The organism is Pseudomonas sp. UBA7530, from assembly GCF_002479365.1.
Taxonomy (GTDB): Bacteria; Pseudomonadota; Gammaproteobacteria; order Pseudomonadales; family Pseudomonadaceae; genus Aquipseudomonas.
The window spans coordinates 1,051,553-1,069,445 of sequence record NZ_DLMS01000001.1; the positions used below are offsets into that span (position 1 = coordinate 1,051,553).

Genomic DNA, 17,893 nt, shown 5'->3' on the forward strand with positions numbered 1-17,893 from the left:
CTGAACCGGGACAGCCACTGACGCAGCGCCCTTTCGCCCTGCGAATCCCGTACAATCGCCGCCCTTCTTCACCTTGCCGGATCACCACCGGCCAACCAGGACACCGCCATGCTTCGTCTGACTGAACTGAAACTTCCCCTAGACCATGCCGACGAGGCCTTGCGCCCGGCCATCGTCCAGCGCCTGGGTATCGCCGACGCGGACCTGCTGAATTTCAGCGTGTTCAAGCGCAGCTACGATGCGCGCAAGAAGTACGGCGATATGCCGTTCATCTACACCATCGATTGCGAAGTGAAAGACGAAGCGGCGCTGCTGGCGCGCCTGAGCGGCGACAAGCATGTAGGCCCGGCGCCGGATATTGCCTACAAACCGGTGGGCAAGGCCGAGACGCCGCTGGACGAGCGCCCGATCGTGGTCGGTTTCGGCCCCTGCGGCATCTTCGCCGCGCTGATCCTGGCGCAGGCCGGCCTGCGCCCCATCGTGCTGGAGCGCGGCAAGGAAGTGCGCCAGCGCACCAAGGACACCTGGGGGCTGTGGCGCAAGAACGTGCTCGACCCGACCTCCAACGTGCAGTTCGGCGAGGGCGGCGCCGGCACCTTCTCCGACGGCAAGCTGTACAGCCAAATCAAGGACCCGAACCACCACGGGCGCAAGGTACTGGAAGAGTTCGTCAAGGCCGGCGCGCCGGACGAGATCCTCTACGTCAGCAAGCCACACATCGGCACCTTCCGCCTCACCGGCGTAGTCGCCACCATGCGCGAGGAGATCAAGGCCCTCGGTGGCGAAGTACGCTTCCAGCAGCGCGTCAGCGACCTGCTGATGGAAGACGGCCAGCTTACCGGCGTGGTGCTGGAAAACGGCGAGCAGCTCAATAGCCGCCATGTGGTGCTGGCCCTCGGCCACAGCTCGCGCGACACCTTCCGCATGCTCCATGCCCGCGGCGTGTACCTGGAAGCCAAGCCCTTCTCGGTGGGTTTCCGCATCGAGCATCCGCAATCGCTGATCGACCGCGCGCGCCTGGGCAAGTACGCCGGGCACCCGAAACTCGGCGCCGCCGACTACAAGCTGGTGCACCACGCCAGCAACGGCCGCTCGGTCTACAGCTTCTGCATGTGCCCGGGCGGCACCGTGGTCGCCGCCACCTCCGAACCGGAGCGCGTGGTCACCAACGGCATGAGCCAGTACTCGCGCAACGAGCGCAACGCCAACGCTGGTATCGTCGTCGGCATCACCCCCGAGCAGGATTATCCGGGCGGCCCGCTGGCCGGCGTGGAACTGCAGGAGCGTCTGGAGTCGCATGCCTATGTACTCGGCGGACGCAACTACGAGGCGCCCGGGCAACTGGTCGGCGACTTCATCAAGGGCACGCCGTCCACAGCACTCGGCGAAGTGCAGCCTTCCTACAAGCCGGGGGTGAAACTGGGTGATCTGGCGCCATCGCTACCGGACTTCGCCATCGAAGCCATCCGCGAGGCGCTGCCGGCGTTCGGCAAACAGATCAAGGGCTTCGATCTGGCCGATGCGGTGCTCACTGGCATCGAAACGCGCACCTCCTCGCCGGTGCGCATCACCCGTGGCGACGACCTGCAGAGCCTGAACCTCAAGGGCCTGTACCCGGCCGGCGAAGGCGCGGGCTACGCCGGCGGCATTCTTTCAGCCGGGGTTGACGGCATCCGTGTGGCGGAAGCGGTGGCCAAGGACATGCTTGGGTTGAATCGCTAACCCCTGCACGCACAGGGGCCGGCTTCCAGGCCCCTGATTCGCCAAGCTGGCGGGCGTGCCAGCCTTCTTCGCGGATAAATCCGCTCCTACCAGTCCGCAGCCAACACGCAGCTTTTCTGTAGGAGCGAATTTATTCGCGATTCGGGTAAATGTGCCCGCCTTTTTCGCAGATAAATCCGCTCCCACCGGTCAGGCGCGTGCCGCAACACCGGGCGCCCTCTGTAGGCGCGAATTCATTCGCGATCCTGAAGCAGCCGCCGCGCCGTCAATCGTCATCACGGCGGATACAACACAGCGTCGTGCGCCCCGAACCATTGGGGCGCCGGGCCGGGTCGGCATAGGTCAGCAACTCTGCGAAACCGGCCTTGCGCATCATCCCCGCCGAAGCAGCATTTTCTTCGTGGCGATCGATATAGACATCGCGTGCACCCAGTCGCCAGAGATCCTGCACTGCCGCCGTGAGCAGCTGAGCACCCAGCCCGCGACCGGTGCAATCGCGATGCACCACCGCCTCACAGATATAGCCGTGCAGCTGCCCGGCACGCGCAGCGGGTTGGTGAGCAGCGAAATCCTCGGTCAGGCGATAGCTGACGAACCCCAGCAATCGCCCCTGCTCCTCGGCCAACACGGCCAGCGTCGCGCTCGTCGCAATACCCTGCAGATGCTGGCGAACCTCGACTTCGGGCAGATGATTCCAGGGGTTGAGCCCGTGTTCGAGAATCAGCGCGCAGAGCGCCTCGATATCCTCGGCACCGGCCTGACGGATGACCAGCTCGCTCATGCTCCTGACTCCCCTGACGCAACGGCGTTTGATTCAAGAGCGCAGTCTAGAGCGGGCAGTTGCCTGGCGACAGTTACAGCCAGGCGCGAGAAATGCCTGACAGTGGATCAGTGATCATCGTCCCACGGCTGGCCACGGGTCCGCTCGAACAGTTCGAGTTTCTTCTGCATTGCCGCCTTGGACAGGATGTGTGCGCTGACCGGAGCGGTGAGGAACAAAAACAGCGTGATCAACAGCTCGTGCAGGCTGAGGCTGCCGGTGTGGTGAGCGAAGAACAACATCGAGGCGATCAGCGTACCGCCGACTCCCAGCGTGGTGGCCTTGGTCGGACCATGCAGACGGGTAAAGAAATCCGGCAGGCGATACAGCCCGATGGCACCGACCAGGGCGAACAGGCTGCCCAGGATCAGGCAGGCGCAAATCAACAGTTCCAGCCAGAACGGCATGGTCATTTCCCCTTAATCGATGATATCGCCGTGCAGCAGGTGTTTACCCACCGCGACCGTGCCGACGAAGCCCATCACTGCGATCAGCAGTGCGGCCTCGAAGAACAGATCCGACGCCAGCCAGATACCGAACAGCACGATCAGCGCTAGCGCGTTGATGTACAGGGTATCCAGGGCCAGAACGCGATCCACCACGCTCGGTCCTTCGACCAGACGCGCGACATTGAGCAGCATGGCCAGCGTGAGGATGCCCATGCACAGAAAGACTACGTTCTCGAGCATTCGAAAATCTCCAGCAGCGGCTTCTCGTAGCGACTCTTGACCTCGGCGATCAGCTCGTCGCGATCCGGCACGTCGAGCCCGTGCAGCAGCAGTGTCTTGTGGTCGGAGCTGAGTCCCGCGGAAACGGTGCCAGGCGTCAGCGAAATGATGCAGGCCAGGGTCGACAGGACGAACTCGTCTTCTATCTCCACCGGTACCTCGACGAATGCCGGCTCAAGGCGCGACTTTGGGCCGAGCACCAGCTTAACAACCTGCAGGTTGGCCACCACGATGTCGTAGAACACCTTGCCGATGAACATCAGCAGCCCGATGGGCTTGCGCACCCTCGGCACGGTCAGTAGGAAGTCGCCGCACAGGTGCACGATCGACCACCCCAGAAACAGCCCGAGCAGGATATGCCCCAGGTTGAGGGTGTTGACCAGCAGCAGCCAGAGCACCGCCAGCACCAGCATCATCCGCGGGTGGGGGAAGAAACGCCTCATGCCGCACCTCCGGCAATGATCGACAGATAAGGTTGCAGATCGAGCAATTGCGCCGCTGCCGCCTCCAGGTACGCCAGGATCGGCTTGGCCGCGATCAGCAGCAGCGGGCTGGCCAGCAACAGGCCCAGCGCCGCCAACAGGCTGATGCGATCCGCCGGTTCGGCCTTGGACGGTGAAGCGTCCGCGCCATGGCCCAGCCAGAACAGGCTGGTACCGGCGCGGCTAAGCGCCACCAGGGTCAACAGACCGCCAATCAGCACCACCGGCCATAGGCTCCAGGCCTGCCAACCCGGCTCGGCCGCGCGCAGCAGCAACATTTTGCCGAGGAATCCAGAGAATGGCGGCAGCCCGGCGATGGAGATGGATGCGAAGAAGAACATGCAGCCTAGCAACAGCGGCTGACGCAGCACACGCTCCTGCTGCAGATCACCGTCTGCGCTGTCACGCTGGGCGACCACCAGGCCGGCGAGCAGGAACAGCGCACCGCTGATCAGTGTGCTATGCACCATGTAATAAAGCGCAGCACTCAATGCGGCTACGTTACCCATGGCGAAGCCGGCCAACAGAGTGCCCACCGAAACCACCACCAGATAAGCCAGCAGCGCCTGCAGCTGACGTGCACCCAGGGCACCAATGACGCCAAAGGCGATGGTCGGCAACGCCAGCCACCAGAGCAACTCATGGCCGAGATGGGCCAGCGGCCCGGCCTGTTCGCCAAACACTAGGGTGAACACGCGGACGATGGCGTAGAAGCCAACCTTGGTCATGATCGCGAACAACGCCGCCACCGAAGCAGGCGCAGCGGCATAGGCGCGTGGCAGCCAGAAACACAGCGGCAGCACGGCAGCCTTGAGGCCGAAAACGATCAGCAGCAGGTAGGCCGCTGCCTTGATCAGCGGTGCATCGGCGACATCGGCGCTGGCTACGCGCGCTGCCAGGTCCGGCATGTTCAGGGTGCCGGTCAGGCCGTACAACAGACTGACGCCGATCAGGAAGAACGACGAGCCCAGCAGGTTGAGTACCACGTAATGCACGCCAGCCTTGACCTGATTGGCACGGTTGCCATGCAGCAGCAGTGCATACGACGAGATCAGCAGAATCTCGAAGAACACGAACAGGTTGAACAGGTCAGCGGTTAGGAACGCACCATTGATGCCCAGCAGTTGAAACTGGAACAGCGCATGGAAGTTCGGCCCACGCTCATCATCACCACGGCAGGCATAGATCAGTGCGAAGCAGGCGAGCACTGAGGTAAGCAACAGCAGCGCAGCGTTGAAGCGGTCGAGCAGCAGCATGATGCCGAACGGCGCGACCCAGTTACCCAAGGCATAAACCTGCAACTGCCCCGCACCGGCCAACAGCACCAGATACAGACACACCGGCAGCAGCGCCAGGCAGCCGATCAGGGAAACACCCCGCTTCACCTCACGCGACCAGCCGTGGCCGACCAGCAACAACGCGCCGAAAAACATCGGCAGCAGAATGGGGAGGATGATGGCGTGACTCATGCGCGCGGCTCCTCGCCATCGACGTGATCGGTTTTCAGCTCACCCATGCCACGTAGGGCCAGCACCACGACGAACGCAGTCATGGCGAAGCCAATGACGATGGCAGTCAGTACCAGTGCCTGTGGCAACGGATCACCATACTCGGCGCTCTTGCCGATCACCGCCGGCACGCCCGTGCCGAGCCGGCCCATGGCGAAGATGAACAGGTTGACCGCATAGGAGATCAGGGTCAGCCCCATCACCACCGGAAAAATACGCGCCCGCAGCAGCAGGTAGACGCCGCTGGCAGCCAACACCCCGAGGGTAATTGCGAATACTGCCTCCATATCAGATGACCTCCTTGCACGACTCGTCCTGACTGACATGGCCGATATTGGAAAGGATCAGCAGGGTCGCGCCGACGACCGCCAGGAATACCCCGAGATCGAAAAGGATCGCGGTCGCCAGCTCGATTTCGCCGATCAGCGGAACATGGAAATGACCGAACGCCGAGGTCAGGAACGGCGAGCCGAACGCCCAGCTGCCCAGGCCGGTCAGCCCGGCGATCAGCACGCCCCAGCCGGCGGTGGCGTGATAGCTGAACTTCAGGCGCTCCTGGGTCCAGGTCACACCGTGGGAGATGTACTGCAGGATCAACGCCACCGAGGTGATCAGGCCAGCGATGAAGCCGCCGCCCGGCAGGTTATGCCCGCGCAGGAAGATGAACGCCGAAATCAGCAGCGCCATCGGCAGCATGGCCCGCGCCAGGTTGTCGAGGATCATCGGATGCGCATCGGTCGACCACGGACGACCGTTCTTGTCGTGGGTCGGATGCGGCAGGTGCAGGCCATGCAACAGTGCATAGATCCCGATGGCAGCAATCGCCAGCACGGTGATCTCACCCAGCGTATCGAAGCCGCGGAAGTCCACCAGGATCACGTTGACCACGTTGGTACCGCCGCCCCCGGAGACGCTGTTCTCGAGGAAGAACGAGGAAATGCTCTGGTAAGGACGGGTCAGCACCGCGTAGGTGAGCATCGCCACCATGGTGCCGCTGCCCAGCGCCAGGACCAGATCACGCAGGCCACGCAGGCTGCTGGACTCGGCCGGGGTGCGGTCGTTCATGAAGTACAGGATAAGTATCAGCAAGATGATGGTCACCACCTCCACCGACAGCTGGGTCAGCGCCAGGTCCGGGGCGGAGAAGCGGGCGAAGGCCAGCGCCACCATCAGACCAGCAGCGCTGAGGATCATCAGAGCCACGAGGCGGCGGCGGTGGAAAACCACGGTGAGTACCGCAGTCACCATCAGAATCAGCATGCCAATGGTTGTCAGCGGATCGATTGGCGTCATTGGCACACTACCGGTCAACTGCTCGAGCGGCGACAGCGCGATTACCACCAAGGTCAGGGCACTGCCAAGCATCCAGGCCAGGTAGCGCTGCAGCGAACCACTTTCCAGCAATTTGGTGATGCGCACAGCCAGGCGGGTCGAGTAACGCACCACCTGATCGAACGCGTCCTTGGCATCCAGATTCGGTAAACCTTCATACCAACGGAACAGCGGCTTGCGACAGGCATAAACGAGAATCCCGCCGAACAGGGCGATGAAGCTCATCATCAGTGGCAGATTGAAGCCGTGCCAAATGGCCAGGCTGTACTCGGGCAATTCGCCGCCTAGCGTCGAAGCGGCAGCGGCGGCCAGCAGCGGCGCCACCGTGTAGGCCGGCACCACGCCCACCAGCAGGCAGAGGAACACCAGCACCTCCACCGGTACCTTCATGTAACGCGGCGGTTCGTGCGGCGGGTACTTGGGCAGGTCGACCGGCTTGCCGTTGAAGAACACGTCGTGGATGAAACGCAGCGAATAGGCTACCGAGAACACGCCGGCCAGGGTCGCGGCTGCGGGAATCACCCAGTTGAAACCGCCCAGCAGGTGCTGGTGCAGGGTTTCGGTGAAGAACATTTCCTTGCTCAGGAAGCCGTTGAGCAACGGCACACCGGCCATGGCCGACGCGGCCACCATCGCCAGCACCGCCGTATGCGGCATGTACTTCCACAGCCCGTTAATGAGCCGCATGTCGCGGCTGCCGGTTTCGTGGTCGATGATGCCGGCGGCCATGAACAGCGAGGCCTTGAAGGTAGCGTGGTTGATGATATGGAACACCGCCGCCACCGCGGCCAGGCGGGTATCCAGGCCGAACAGCAGGGTGATCAGGCCCAGGTGGCTGATGGTCGAATAAGCCAGCAGGCCCTTGAGGTCATGCTGGAACAGCGCCATGCACGCGCCCACCAGCAGCGTGGCCAGGCCAGTCAGGCTGACCATGTAGAACCACCACTCGGAACCGGCCAGTGCCGGGTACAGACGCGCCAGCAGGAATACCCCGGCCTTGACCATAGTCGCCGAGTGCAGATAGGCCGATACCGGCGTTGGCGCAGCCATGGCGTGCGGCAGCCAGAAGTGGAACGGGAACTGCGCCGATTTGGTGAACACGCCCAGCAGCACCAGCACCAGCGCCACCGGATACAGTTCATGCGCACGGATGGCATAGCCGGCGGCCAGTACCTGCGACAGCTCGAAGCTACCGGCGATATGGCCGATCAGGAGGATGCCAGCGAGCAGTGCCAGGCCACCGCCGCCGGTGATCGCCAGCGCCATGCGCGCGCCTTTGCGCGCCTCGGAACGCGAACCCCAGAAGCCGATCAACAGGAACGACGACAGGCTGGTCAGCTCCCAGAACATCAGCATCAGCAGCAGGTTTTCCGACAACACCACACCGAGCATGGCGCCCATGAACAGCAGCAGAAAGGCGAAGAAACGCCCCATCGGCTCGGTCTTGGCCAAGTAATAGCGGGCGTAGAGGATGACCAGCAGGCCGATGCCAAGAATCAGCAAGGCGAACAGGAAGCCGAGGCCATCGAGGCGCAGGCTGAGATTCAGGCCCAGATGCGGCAGCCACTCCAGCTTGACCCGCAGCACCTCGCCGGCGAACACCGCTGACTGATGATTGAACAGCAGCACCAGCGCCACCACGGGCGCAAGAGCCGCAGCCGCGGCGCAGGCCGAGCGTCCAAGCCGCTCGGCAAGCACCGGCAGAAACAAGCCCAGAAATGGCAAGGCGACAATCAGCGCAAGCGCCATCGAAAAAACCCCTTTATGCAGGCACGTCAGGTCGGGCGACCCAATTAGAAAAAACTGGAGTCGCAACTCCCTGACGGTGATATTCCATGCACCACAACGGATCAGCTAAGTCGTTGTCGGCACAAGCATAACGGCCGATTATCCATAACTATCAAGGCAACGTCATGTATTGAATTATCGTTAAACACACTTGGTTACACGCATGTCGATGCAAGGATGCCGACGACCGCTCAGCACTATAGCCGGACACAAAAAAGCCGGAGCAGCCTTGACTGCTCCGGCTTGTCTACAACGATCAGTGAGTGACGCGGCTGGTACCGTTGACGGTCATGATGCGCACGCGCTCGCCGACACGGAACACCTGATTCGGCTCGACTTCCTGCACGTAGGCGCGCATGGTGCCGTCGTCCTCCCGCACGGTGATCTCCACACCCTGGGTGCGAGTGAAGCCTTCCTCGGCTGCCGCGCCGAGCAGGCCACCGGCGACGGCACCGACCACGGCCATCACCGCGCTGCCGCGCCCGCCACCCAGGCCGCTGCCGCCAATACCGCCAACCACGGCACCGGCGCCAGCGCCGACCGGAGTTTTGGTGCCTTCGATCTTGACCGGACGCAACGACTCGATGGTGCCCATGCGTACCGTTTGCACCGCCCGGGCCTCGTCGCGGCTGTAGGTGTCGCCGGTCAGGCTGGACTGGCAACCACCAAGGGCCAGCAGCGCGGCCAGCGAGGTGATGAGCAGAGTAGGTTTACGCATAGCAATTCCTCCAGAGGTATCTTGATCCATTAGACGCCGGGGGCGCGCAACTGTCACGACTGCGCATTAACAATTGTTATGTCTGACAGACCGAGTTCAGCTAGGTTCGCCCAGTCAGGAGCGGGCGAGGCGCCACAGCCTTGCGATATCCGTGGCGCGCGCCTGCAGCTCGCCTGCCGCGCCGGCGATCGCCTGCTCCAGCGAAAGCGGCCCTGGTGCCAGGCTGAACGCTGCCTCGATGCCGGCCTCGTACAACGCCTGATAGTTGTCGCCCAGGCTACCGGACAAGGCAATGACCGGCACCCCGGCCGCACCCGCCACACGTGCCACACCGACGGGCGTCTTGCCGTGCAGGGTCTGGGCATCCATGCGCCCTTCCCCGGTGATCACCAGATCCGCATTCTCCATCGCAGCAGCAAGCCCGGACAGTTCGGCTACCAGTTCGATGCCAGGGCGGAAGCTCGCCTTGAGAAAAGCACGCGCAGCGAAGCCGAGGCCGCCTGCGGCACCGACACCTGGAAACTCGGCGTGATCCTCGCCCAGCGTAGCGGCGGCGACCCGGGCGAAACGGCCGAGCGCCGTGTCGAGCTGGGTGACATGCTCGGGCGTTGCGCCCTTTTGCGGGCCGAACACGGCAGAGGCACCGCGTGGCCCGCACAAGGGATTATCGACATCGGCGGCGACCTCGATCTGCACCTTGAGCAGGCGCGCATCGAGGCGGCTCAGATCGAGCTGATCGAGATTCGCCAATGCCGCGCCGCCTGGCGCCAGCTCCTTCCCGTTGGCATCGAGAAAACGCATGCCCAGCGCCTGCAGCAGGCCTAGGCCCGCATCGTTGGTGGCGCTGCCGCCCAGGCCAAGAATGATGCGCGTGGCACCGGCATCCAGCGCCTCGCGGATCAGCTCACCTGTGCCAAAGCTACAGGCCAGGCGAGCGTCGCGCTGCTCGCGCGGCACCCAATGCAGGCCGCTGGCCGCCGCCATCTCGATCACCGCGGTGCCCTGCCCCAGCCAGCCCCAATGCGCCTTGACCGGCGCGCCCATGGGGCCGCGCACTTCGTGCTCACGACGCTCGCCGCCGACGGCCGCCAACAGCGCATCGACCGTGCCCTCGCCGCCGTCGGCCATTGGCCGCAGCAGACATTCAGCTTCGGGAAACACCTGCTGCCAGCCGCGTGCGATGGCAGCGGCCACATCGGGCGCGCTGAGGCTCTCCTTGAAGGAGTCGGGAGCGATGACGATTTTCATGATAGGAACCTCGAAAGGAGGCAGGCGACCTTCTGGTCGCCTGTCGGTATAGCGGATTACAGCAGAACCAGGCTCAGCAGCCAGACGGCAGCCATACCGGCGATACCCTGAACCAGCGTCGCCATGGTCTGTGCACGATAAGCGGTGGCCACCTTCATGCGGCTGAACTGGGTTACCACCCAGAAGAAGCTGTCGTTGGCGTGGGATACGGTCATGGCACCGGCACCGATGGCCATCACGGTCAGCACGCGGCCCATCTCGCTGTCGAGGCCCAGGTTGCTCAGCAGCGGCGCAACCATCGCCGAGGTGGTCACCAGGGCAACAGTGGAAGAACCCTGCGCACTCTTCAGCGCGGCAGCCACCAGGAACGGCATGAACAGGCCGATACCCAGCGCCGACAGGGTGTCACCCAGGTAACCGGTCAAGGCGGTGGCCTTGAGGATGGCACCGAAGGCGCCACCGGCACCGGTGATCAGCAGGATCGGCGCAGCCTCTTTCAGGCCGTGGGCGACATGATCATGGAACTGCTGACGTTTGCCCTCGCCCTTGAGCAGCGAGCAGGCCAGCACCAGACCGACCAACAGCGCAGCGACCGGCTGACCGAGGAAGCTCAGCACCTCGAACAGCGCGCCTTCGCCAAACGGCTTACTGGGGAACGCCGCGATCGAGCCCAGGCAGATCAGCGCGATAGGCACGAAAATCGGCGAGAAGGCCTGCCAGGCGCTGGGCAGTTTGCCGTAGCGGGCACGCAGCGCATCGAAGTCGACGTTATCGGCGAGTAGCTCGCTCGGCGCCTCTTCCAGCAGTTCCTGGTCGTTCTGCTTGAGGAAACGATTGGCCCAGAACATACCGGCCACGGCGGTGACCGCTGCCACCAGCAGGCCAACCAGGATCACCAGACCCAGGGAAGTTTCCAGGCCCAGATTACCAGCCGCAGCGATCGGGCCGGGGGTCGGCGGTACGAAGGTGTGGGTGGCGTACAGACCGGTGGCCAGGGCCACGCTCATGGCCACCACGGAAACCTTCATGCGCGCGGCCAGGGCATTTTTCAGCGAATTGAGAATGACGTAGCCGGAGTCGCAGAACACTGGAATCGATACCAGGTAGCCGATGATCGACATGGTCAGCGTGGGAAAACGCTGGCCCAGCAGGCGAATCACCGTCTCGGCCATGGTGATCGCGGCGCCGCTACGCTCGAGGATGACCCCGATGATGGTGCCGAGCACGATGACGATGCCGATGTAACCGAGAATACCGCCGAAGCCGGCAGTCATCGTCTTGATGATTTCGCCGCTGGGCAGTTGGTAGGCAAAACCGGCGATCAGTGCAGCGGCCAGCAATGCCAGGAAGGGGTGCAGTTTCAAACGGGTAGTGGACAGCACGATGAACGCGATCAGTGCTACCAGAATCAGGACCAGGCCCATGACCAGTCTCCTCGTTGTTGTTATGGCGGGCACGTGGCCCGAATGTAAGTGCCGACAGGCGCAACATTGTGGCTCAGGCCACCCTGCCCTCGCCTTGTGCATCAGCACCAAATCAAACGAAGCAAGGCGCAGCAGGCTGTGCAATCGCACAAGGCCACCTGGCTTCGCTGGCTACCTGGGGGAATTACCGGGTGTTCGGTTGAGCGGCCACTTCCGACTCCAGCAACCCCAGCCCCAAGGATAGCTGTAGACGCTGATCCAGCCGGTTGAGATCCAGGCCACTGAGCTCGGCGATGCGCTCCAGGCGATAGCGAAGGGTATTGCGGTGAATGCCCAGTTCCTGGGCGCAGGTCTGTACCTGGCCGTCATGCGCGCACCAGGCCTCCAAAGTCGCCCGCAACGTGCCCTGCGGATCCTGCGCGAGAACCTGGCGCAGGGGCGCCAGCCAGCCCTGCAGCAACCAGCTGTGGCGCTGGGCATAGAGCAGCGTCGGCAGGCGCAACTCGTCCAGCTGCAGCAGACGACGCTCGGGGAAACGCGCCTGGCCGTAGGCCTGCAGGTCACGCAGCACCAGGCTGGCCTGACGCAGCTCGGCAAGATCATGCAGGGGATCGCTGAGCGCCAGCGAGCGTACGCCCCACTCACGCTCGTCGGCCTGCTGCAGCCAGGCGCGATCATCGCGCGTGGCGCTGTAGGGCCTGCACCAGAGCAGCTCGTGGCGGCCGAGCGGCGCCACCAGGTGTTCGCTCTTGCCACCCAGGGACGCCAGCAGACGCGCCTGGCGCGGTAGAGGATCGCCCTCACCATCGAGTTGCAGCAGGCACATCTGCCGTGGCCAGGTCAGCTGCAGCCCCAGGCGTTCGACATCGACCTCGAGACTGGACAGGCGCAGTTGCGGATCAAGCAACTGGCGCAACCAGGCCTCCTGCTGATGCCGCTGCCAGTGCCGCTCGGCCTGCAGGATGCGATGCTCGACCAGCATTTCCGCGGCCATGCGCACCAGTTCGGCATAGGGCCGCACGGTCTCGGGGTCGCCGGTGATACCGAGCACGCCGATCAGGCGCTCGGCATGTAGCAGGGGCAGATTAACCCCGGGCCTGACGCCACGCAGGCAGGCCGCTGCCTGCGCATCGATCTCCACCACGCGACGGTTGGCTAGCACCAGCTGCGCGCCCTCGTGGCGGGTATGCAGGCGGCTGGGGTCGCCGCTGCCGATGATCATGCCCTGCGCATCCATCACATTGATGTTGTACGGCAGGATGGCCATGGCGCGGTCGACGATATGCTGCGCCAGGGTGGAGTCGAGTTCGAGCATCGGAAGCGGCCTCGCGAATGAGGCCGCCATTGTAGGCCGTTGGGCGGCACGATGCGCTGGCAAGCCCGAGCAATCCTCGGGCTGTAACAGAAGGTGGGTTACTCGGCGCCTGGTTGCGCGCTGCTGTCAGCGGCTTGGTCGTCCGCCGGCGCTTTCGCCTTGGCCTGGTTGCGGCGCATCTCCATACGCTGGCGCCTGGCCTGCTGCCGGGCATGCAACGCCTGCCCTGCCGTCACCACGCCCACGGGCTGGCCTTGCAGGTCCAGGCGCGGCGCGTTCTCGGTCATCGCAGACCAATAGCGCCCGCCGCGGCACCAGGCGGCAATGCCCAGCTTGAGCTGCTCGAGGCTGATGCCGAGCAACGACAGATGCTGCTCGGCATCCTTGAGAATGCCCTCTTTCAGCGGCACCTTCGGCGCAGGATTGACCGGGAAGGCCAGAGGGAAATGCTTCTGCAGCCGCCAGATCGCCTCGACGGCCGGATCCTGCTCACGCACCTTGGCTTTTTGCGGTTGCTTGCGCTTTTGCGGCTTGGCGCCTTCGCTCTTTGCCTGCTGTACCTGCTCTACCTGCTTTTTCTCGGCCCGCAGGCGGTCACGTAGCTCGGCTAGTTGTTCAAAACCCATCTTCGATTCACAGCATCCCGGTTGATTCGTGGCGCAAGGGTATCTTATGTGCTCGTTTCGCACAGCCTTATTGGCAATTGGCATGCTCGGCGGTAGGTGGCGGGCCGTCTGCCGAGAACGCGTGAAAGGCCGCTGCCGGCCACAATGGCTGCCTGAAGCGCGCGATCCTGAGGGATTGGCGCGGCGCTGGAAACATCATCCGCTAATGGCCGGAAACAGCCGGCCGTGTGCGAAAACTATCGACGGACGGAAAGCAGTAATCCGTCTTTGCCAATACACGCCTGCCAAGGCCAGCTGCCGCTGACTCCGGAATTTGGCCAACAGAACTGAGAAACTCAAATCAGCTACATCGGATTATTGGCAATCAGCGCAAGCGTGGCTCACTCGATGCGAGCGTCCATTGAGTATTTTCACAGCGAGGGCAGGCCGCCTGCTTCTCAGCATCGATAACTTGGGTATTGCCACAGCGGGTGCAGGCGTAAACGGTGCTTGATGGCACCCTTACGTAGGCCGGGCGGTATTCTTGAGGTAATACAGACAGCCCGAACTTGACGGCCTCTGCTGGGTAAAAATAAAGACTGACTTCGCCGTCGGTCTCAAGAATGGCCAGCCGTACTTGACCGAGGTGCTCGACACCTTGTTGGCGAAGCTCCATGAAGAACTCGTCAGACGAGATCTTCAAACGCCTCAGGCTGTCCAGATCGTAGAGCCCTTCTCTGATGATCGTGACCGGCTCGCCCTCCATCCAGATCGAGAACCTCCTGCAGCGACTCATTGCCAGGACGGTCAGGCGATAAAGCAGCAGCAGAGAGGCGAAAACCATTGCGACCGGCAGAAGGGGCACGTCTTCGTAAAAGGAGACATCGCCTGCAGCCGAGCCAAGCGTCAGGATGACCACCAGTTCAAACAGCGACAACTGGCGAATGCCACGGCGACCGCTGACTTTGAGAAAAACGAAAACGACTATGAATGCGAAGAGAGCACGAAACGCGACTTCTCCCAGAAAAAGCAGGGGGAAATCATCCAGTAGCATGCGCTGCCAGTCGAACGCTGTCATCGATTAGTCCATAAGCGGCTTGTACCTTATAGACAAGCAAATCAGGCAAAGGGTCGCCTGCTAAACGGGCCACATAGACGGCTTGGGAAAAGGCAGCCCTCAGTACGGAACGGATTTGTGTAGCCGCCGGCTATGCGCGGCATGGAAAGCTGATGCCGGCCATAGGCGAGAACGAGGTTTGCGAGAGGCTGCACATGAAAGATCGGGAAGAAGTTCCCACCAACTGCCTATTTGACCCGGCAGGCAGCCTCTTGCTCAGAAGTCCCGATGATGCCTGAGTTGGCATCGGTGAGCCTGACTGACCGAACGATACGGACCCGTTACGGCAAGGCGCCGCCGAATATCCTGCACCTCGCGGCCTGACAAACGCGTCGAAGCCGTTCGCTTCGCTCTTTGGACCCTGCACTAGACCGGCGTGCTCACCACGCCGGTCTTTGCATCAAGGCGCCAGCCGCTCGCGAATCCACGCCTCGCCCTCAAAGCGATAGTTGAGCCGGTCATGCAGGCGGCTTGGCCTGCCCTGCCAGAACTCGATGCGCTCGGGCAGCAGGCGATAGCCGCCCCAGTGCGGCGGGCAATTTGGCGCCTGACCCTGGAAGCGTTTTTCGGTCTCGGCCAGCAGATTCTCCAGTTCCGCGCGATCACGAATCACCCTGCTCTGTGGCGAAGCCCAGGCGCCGATGCGGCTGCCCAGCGGGCGTACCTGGTAGTAACCATCCGATTCGGCGGCGGTGACGCGCTCAACACGACCTTCGATACGCACCTGGCGCTCCAGGCTGGGCCAGAAGAAGGTCATGGCGGCAAAAGGATGGGCCGCCAGCTGACGGCCCTTGGCGCTGTCGTAGTTGCTGAAGAAAGTGAAGCCTCGTTCATCGAGGCCCTTGAGCAGCAGTACACGGCAATGGGGGCGGCCCTGTTCATCGACAGTAGCCAGGGTCATGGCGTTGGGTTCAACCGGCAGTTGCTCGGTCTTGACCGCGTCATCGAACCACTGACGAAACAGGGCAAAGGGTTCCAGCGGGGCCTGGGCTTCGCTCAGGCCGTCGCGGGTGTAGTCGCGGCGCATATCGGCCAGGGTTTGGGTCATGGCAGTTCCTCAGGACAGGGCCAGAAACCAATCCGTCTGGTCTCCAGCGCCAGCCCTAGCAGTGTGGAAATGCCTGCAAGCTTACTCTTACTTGCCCGCTTTTCCTTGATCTGCGGCAGCTACCTTGGGCGCATCCTTCAGCTCTGCCTTGACCGGCTGGCTGTATTTGGCGATCAGGCCCTGCATGGTGTCACGCGAGGTCAGGAGGATTTCCACGCGGCGGTTGAGCGCTCGACCGGCTGCGCTGTCATTGGCGGCGCGCGGCATGTCGGAGCCCAGGCCCATGACCTGCAGGCGAGTCTGCTTGAGGCCGCTGAGACGGAAGATGGAGGTCACGGCACGTGCGCGCTGCTGGCTCAGGTCACGGTTCAATGCAGCGTCACCACTGCTATCGGCATGGCCAAGAACAACTACGGCGATGTCTTCGTCGGTTTCCAGCAGCTTGGCTACGCGGGTGATCGGACCCAGGCTGGCAGGCAGGAGCATGTGCGGACGGTCCGGGTTGAAGGAACCCTGCACCGGCGCCGTCACCACCAACAGATTTTCCCGACGCTCGAACTCGAACTTGCTGTCCTTGACCACTTCGCGCAGCTTCGGCTCATATTCGTCGAGCCAGGCGCGGGTCACCTGGGGCGCAGGCATTGCCGCCGGCTTGGCGACTTCCTTCTTTTCCGAGCCGGCACAGCCCGCGATCAGCAGGCAGCAGGTAAAAGCAAAAATCTTGTTGGCACGCATGTAGCCCCCGTGATTACGCAAATCTAATGGTCAGTTCGTTATGGTTGGTACTGAACGGCTGGCGCAAGTGTAGCCGTTTCAATCAGATACAGTCCGCAACCTGACGTGCAAGTTTCTGTGCTCGGGGGTCCATCAAGACGAACGGTCCTAAATTGTTGGTTACGAAGCCGAATGCCACGTCCCTTTGCGGATCGGCAAAGCCACTGGAGCCTCCCGCCCCCGGGTGGCCGAAGGCTTTCGCGCCCATGCCGTAAGTGGCGTTGGCCACATCGGTCTGATCGAGCATGCAGCCCAGACCAAAACGCGTGCGGGTCAGCAGGGTCTTGTCGTCACCGACACTGTGCTCGCGAGTCATTTCGCCCAGCAGCTCGGCATCGAGCAGGCTGCCGTCGAGCAGGCCGGCATAGAAGCCCGCCAGGCTGCGCGCGTTGCCATGACCGTTGGCGGCTGGTTGCTGCATGCGCCGCCACTCCGGCTTGTTGGTGCTGGTCATGATCGACGGCGGGTTCGTGAACGAGCGCGTGCTCATGGCGCTGGCGTCGCTCATCATCACCTTGAGCAGGCGCTGCGCGGCGGCATCGCCGAGATTGCCCTTGCCGCGGGCGATATGGGCGACGCGGTCGAATTCGCTGTCGTCCAGGCCGACATGGAAATCCAGGCCCAACGGCCTGGCGATGCGCGCGGCGATGCTGTCGCCCGGGCCATGTCCTTCGACCCGGCGAATCAGCTCACCGATCAGCCAGCCGTAGGTGATGGGCGCGTAGCCATGGCCCTCGCCCAGCGGCCACCAGGGCTGTTCGGCCGCCAGCGCGTCGGTCATGGTCTGCCAGTCGTACAGCGCCTCGGCGGGCAGCAGCTGACGCAGCGCCGGCAAGCCGGCCTGATGACAGAGCAGGTGGCGCACCTTGATGCGCTCCTTGCCGGCGGCGGCGAATTCGGGCCAGTAACGCGCCACCGGGGCATCCAGATCGAGCTTGCCCTCGCCCACCAGCTGCAGGGCCACGACCGCGGCGAAGGGTTTGGTGCAAGAGAACAGGTTGGCAATGGTATCGCTGTGCCAGGTCTGCTGGCCGTCCTTGTCCATCACCCCGGCCCACAGGTCGATCACGGTTTCACCACCGACCTTGACGCACAGGGCCGCGCCCCGCTCCTGCGCGTCGTCGAACAGCGCGGCGAATGCGTCTCTCACCGCCTCGAAGCGCAAGTCGAAATAGCCCTGAATCTGCACGCTGTTCTCCCGTTTCGCTACCTGGCCAAAGCTGCCGATGATGGCAGCCGCCTATCATGCAATGTTCTGAAACTT

Annotated in this window: 17 protein-coding genes; 1 reads left to right on the top strand and 16 read right to left on the bottom strand. The window is 63.2% G+C overall.

Annotated elements, in window-relative coordinates; translation table 11 throughout:
* The first annotated feature begins 108 nt into the window (after positions 1 to 108).
* Positions 109 to 1,722, top strand: coding sequence for an NAD(P)/FAD-dependent oxidoreductase (locus tag B2U07_RS05050; protein ID WP_275544481.1), 1,614 nt, complete (start codon positions 109 to 111; stop codon positions 1,720 to 1,722).
* A gap of 265 nt (positions 1,723 to 1,987) precedes the next feature.
* Here B2U07_RS05050 and B2U07_RS05055 read toward each other — a convergent pair whose 3' ends face one another.
* From B2U07_RS05055 to B2U07_RS05130, 16 genes are all read right to left on the bottom strand, one after another.
* Positions 1,988 to 2,503 carry a GNAT family N-acetyltransferase gene (locus B2U07_RS05055; RefSeq protein WP_275544480.1) on the bottom strand — a complete coding sequence of 172 codons (516 nt, stop codon included), beginning with the start codon at positions 2,501 to 2,503 and terminating at the stop codon, positions 1,988 to 1,990.
* 107 nt (positions 2,504 to 2,610) lie between these two features.
* A complete protein-coding gene (locus tag B2U07_RS05060; RefSeq protein WP_197855296.1) occupies positions 2,611 to 2,949 on the bottom strand; it encodes a Na+/H+ antiporter subunit G in 339 nt (112 codons plus the stop codon).
* 12 nt (positions 2,950 to 2,961) lie between these two features.
* Positions 2,962 to 3,231, bottom strand: coding sequence for a K+/H+ antiporter subunit F (locus tag B2U07_RS05065; protein WP_013714638.1), 270 nt, complete (start codon positions 3,229 to 3,231; stop codon positions 2,962 to 2,964).
* The gene (locus B2U07_RS05070; protein WP_275544479.1) at positions 3,216 to 3,713 is read right to left on the bottom strand and encodes a Na+/H+ antiporter subunit E; all 498 of its coding nucleotides are present in this window, start codon (positions 3,711 to 3,713) and stop codon (positions 3,216 to 3,218) included. Before B2U07_RS05070 ends, B2U07_RS05065 begins: the two co-directional genes overlap by 16 nt.
* Positions 3,710 to 5,221 (bottom strand): monovalent cation/H+ antiporter subunit D, encoded by a 1,512-nt coding sequence (locus tag B2U07_RS05075; RefSeq protein WP_275544478.1) that lies wholly within the window; start codon positions 5,219 to 5,221, stop codon positions 3,710 to 3,712. The genes B2U07_RS05070 and B2U07_RS05075 overlap by 4 nt, the downstream gene beginning before the upstream one ends.
* The gene (locus B2U07_RS05080) at positions 5,218 to 5,547 is read right to left on the bottom strand and encodes a Na+/H+ antiporter subunit C (protein ID WP_099522068.1); all 330 of its coding nucleotides are present in this window, start codon (positions 5,545 to 5,547) and stop codon (positions 5,218 to 5,220) included. Before B2U07_RS05080 ends, B2U07_RS05075 begins: the two co-directional genes overlap by 4 nt.
* A 1-nt stretch (position 5,548) precedes the next feature.
* The gene (locus B2U07_RS05085) at positions 5,549 to 8,341 is read right to left on the bottom strand and encodes a monovalent cation/H+ antiporter subunit A (protein ID WP_296276132.1); all 2,793 of its coding nucleotides are present in this window, start codon (positions 8,339 to 8,341) and stop codon (positions 5,549 to 5,551) included.
* A 295-nt stretch (positions 8,342 to 8,636) separates the two neighbouring features.
* Complete coding sequence (locus B2U07_RS05090) at positions 8,637 to 9,098, bottom strand: hypothetical protein (RefSeq protein WP_197855291.1); 462 nt, start codon at positions 9,096 to 9,098, stop codon at positions 8,637 to 8,639.
* A gap of 114 nt (positions 9,099 to 9,212) precedes the next feature.
* Positions 9,213 to 10,346 (bottom strand): glycerate kinase, encoded by a 1,134-nt coding sequence (locus B2U07_RS05095; protein ID WP_275544476.1) that lies wholly within the window; start codon positions 10,344 to 10,346, stop codon positions 9,213 to 9,215.
* Between the two features lie 56 nt (positions 10,347 to 10,402).
* On the bottom strand, positions 10,403 to 11,770 hold the full coding sequence (locus B2U07_RS05100) for a GntP family permease (RefSeq protein WP_275544475.1): 1,368 nt from the start codon (positions 11,768 to 11,770) through the stop codon (positions 10,403 to 10,405).
* 184 nt (positions 11,771 to 11,954) lie between these two features.
* Positions 11,955 to 13,085, bottom strand: coding sequence for a sugar diacid recognition domain-containing protein (locus B2U07_RS05105; protein WP_275544474.1), 1,131 nt, complete (start codon positions 13,083 to 13,085; stop codon positions 11,955 to 11,957).
* 98 nt (positions 13,086 to 13,183) lie between these two features.
* Complete coding sequence (locus B2U07_RS05110; protein ID WP_275544473.1) at positions 13,184 to 13,711, bottom strand: ProQ/FinO family protein; 528 nt, start codon at positions 13,709 to 13,711, stop codon at positions 13,184 to 13,186.
* Positions 13,712 to 14,075: 364 nt separating this feature from the next.
* Entirely contained in the window at positions 14,076 to 14,768 is a 693-nt protein-coding gene (locus tag B2U07_RS05115) for a DUF421 domain-containing protein (RefSeq protein ID WP_275544472.1), read from the bottom strand.
* A 439-nt stretch (positions 14,769 to 15,207) separates the two neighbouring features.
* Positions 15,208 to 15,855 carry a pyridoxamine 5'-phosphate oxidase gene (gene pdxH, locus B2U07_RS05120; protein ID WP_275544471.1) on the bottom strand — a complete coding sequence of 216 codons (648 nt, stop codon included), beginning with the start codon at positions 15,853 to 15,855 and terminating at the stop codon, positions 15,208 to 15,210.
* An 87-nt stretch (positions 15,856 to 15,942) separates the two neighbouring features.
* Positions 15,943 to 16,590: an OmpA family protein gene (locus B2U07_RS05125; protein WP_275544470.1), complete on the bottom strand. Its 648-nt coding sequence runs from the start codon at positions 16,588 to 16,590 to the stop codon at positions 15,943 to 15,945.
* Between the two features lie 82 nt (positions 16,591 to 16,672).
* Entirely contained in the window at positions 16,673 to 17,818 is a 1,146-nt protein-coding gene (locus B2U07_RS05130; RefSeq protein ID WP_275544469.1) for a serine hydrolase domain-containing protein, read from the bottom strand.
* Between the last annotated feature and the right edge of the window lie 75 nt (positions 17,819 to 17,893).

Bases quoted from the DNA above. Each gene is read 5' to 3' on its own strand.
- B2U07_RS05125 (WP_275544470.1), bottom strand. From the start codon at position 16,590: ATGCGTGCCAACAAGATTTTTGCTTTTACCTGCTGCCTGCTGATCGCG.
- B2U07_RS05095 (WP_275544476.1), bottom strand. From the start codon at position 10,346: ATGAAAATCGTCATCGCTCCCGACTCCTTCAAGGAGAGCCTCAGCGCG.
- B2U07_RS05075 (WP_275544478.1), bottom strand. From the start codon at position 5,221: ATGAGTCACGCCATCATCCTCCCCATTCTGCTGCCGATGTTTTTCGGC.
- B2U07_RS05070 (WP_275544479.1), bottom strand. From the start codon at position 3,713: ATGAGGCGTTTCTTCCCCCACCCGCGGATGATGCTGGTGCTGGCGGTG.
- B2U07_RS05100 (WP_275544475.1), bottom strand. From the start codon at position 11,770: ATGGGCCTGGTCCTGATTCTGGTAGCACTGATCGCGTTCATCGTGCTG.
- B2U07_RS05115 (WP_275544472.1), bottom strand. From the start codon at position 14,768: ATGACAGCGTTCGACTGGCAGCGCATGCTACTGGATGATTTCCCCCTG.
- B2U07_RS05080 (WP_099522068.1), bottom strand. From the start codon at position 5,547: ATGGAGGCAGTATTCGCAATTACCCTCGGGGTGTTGGCTGCCAGCGGC.
- B2U07_RS05065 (WP_013714638.1), bottom strand. From the start codon at position 3,231: ATGCTCGAGAACGTAGTCTTTCTGTGCATGGGCATCCTCACGCTGGCC.
- B2U07_RS05105 (WP_275544474.1), bottom strand. From the start codon at position 13,085: ATGCTCGAACTCGACTCCACCCTGGCGCAGCATATCGTCGACCGCGCC.
- B2U07_RS05050 (WP_275544481.1), top strand. From the start codon at position 109: ATGCTTCGTCTGACTGAACTGAAACTTCCCCTAGACCATGCCGACGAG.
- B2U07_RS05110 (WP_275544473.1), bottom strand. From the start codon at position 13,711: ATGGGTTTTGAACAACTAGCCGAGCTACGTGACCGCCTGCGGGCCGAG.
- B2U07_RS05055 (WP_275544480.1), bottom strand. From the start codon at position 2,503: ATGAGCGAGCTGGTCATCCGTCAGGCCGGTGCCGAGGATATCGAGGCG.
- B2U07_RS05060 (WP_197855296.1), bottom strand. From the start codon at position 2,949: ATGCCGTTCTGGCTGGAACTGTTGATTTGCGCCTGCCTGATCCTGGGC.
- pdxH (WP_275544471.1), bottom strand. From the start codon at position 15,855: ATGACCCAAACCCTGGCCGATATGCGCCGCGACTACACCCGCGACGGC.
- B2U07_RS05090 (WP_197855291.1), bottom strand. From the start codon at position 9,098: ATGCGTAAACCTACTCTGCTCATCACCTCGCTGGCCGCGCTGCTGGCC.
- B2U07_RS05085 (WP_296276132.1), bottom strand. From the start codon at position 8,341: ATGGCGCTTGCGCTGATTGTCGCCTTGCCATTTCTGGGCTTGTTTCTG.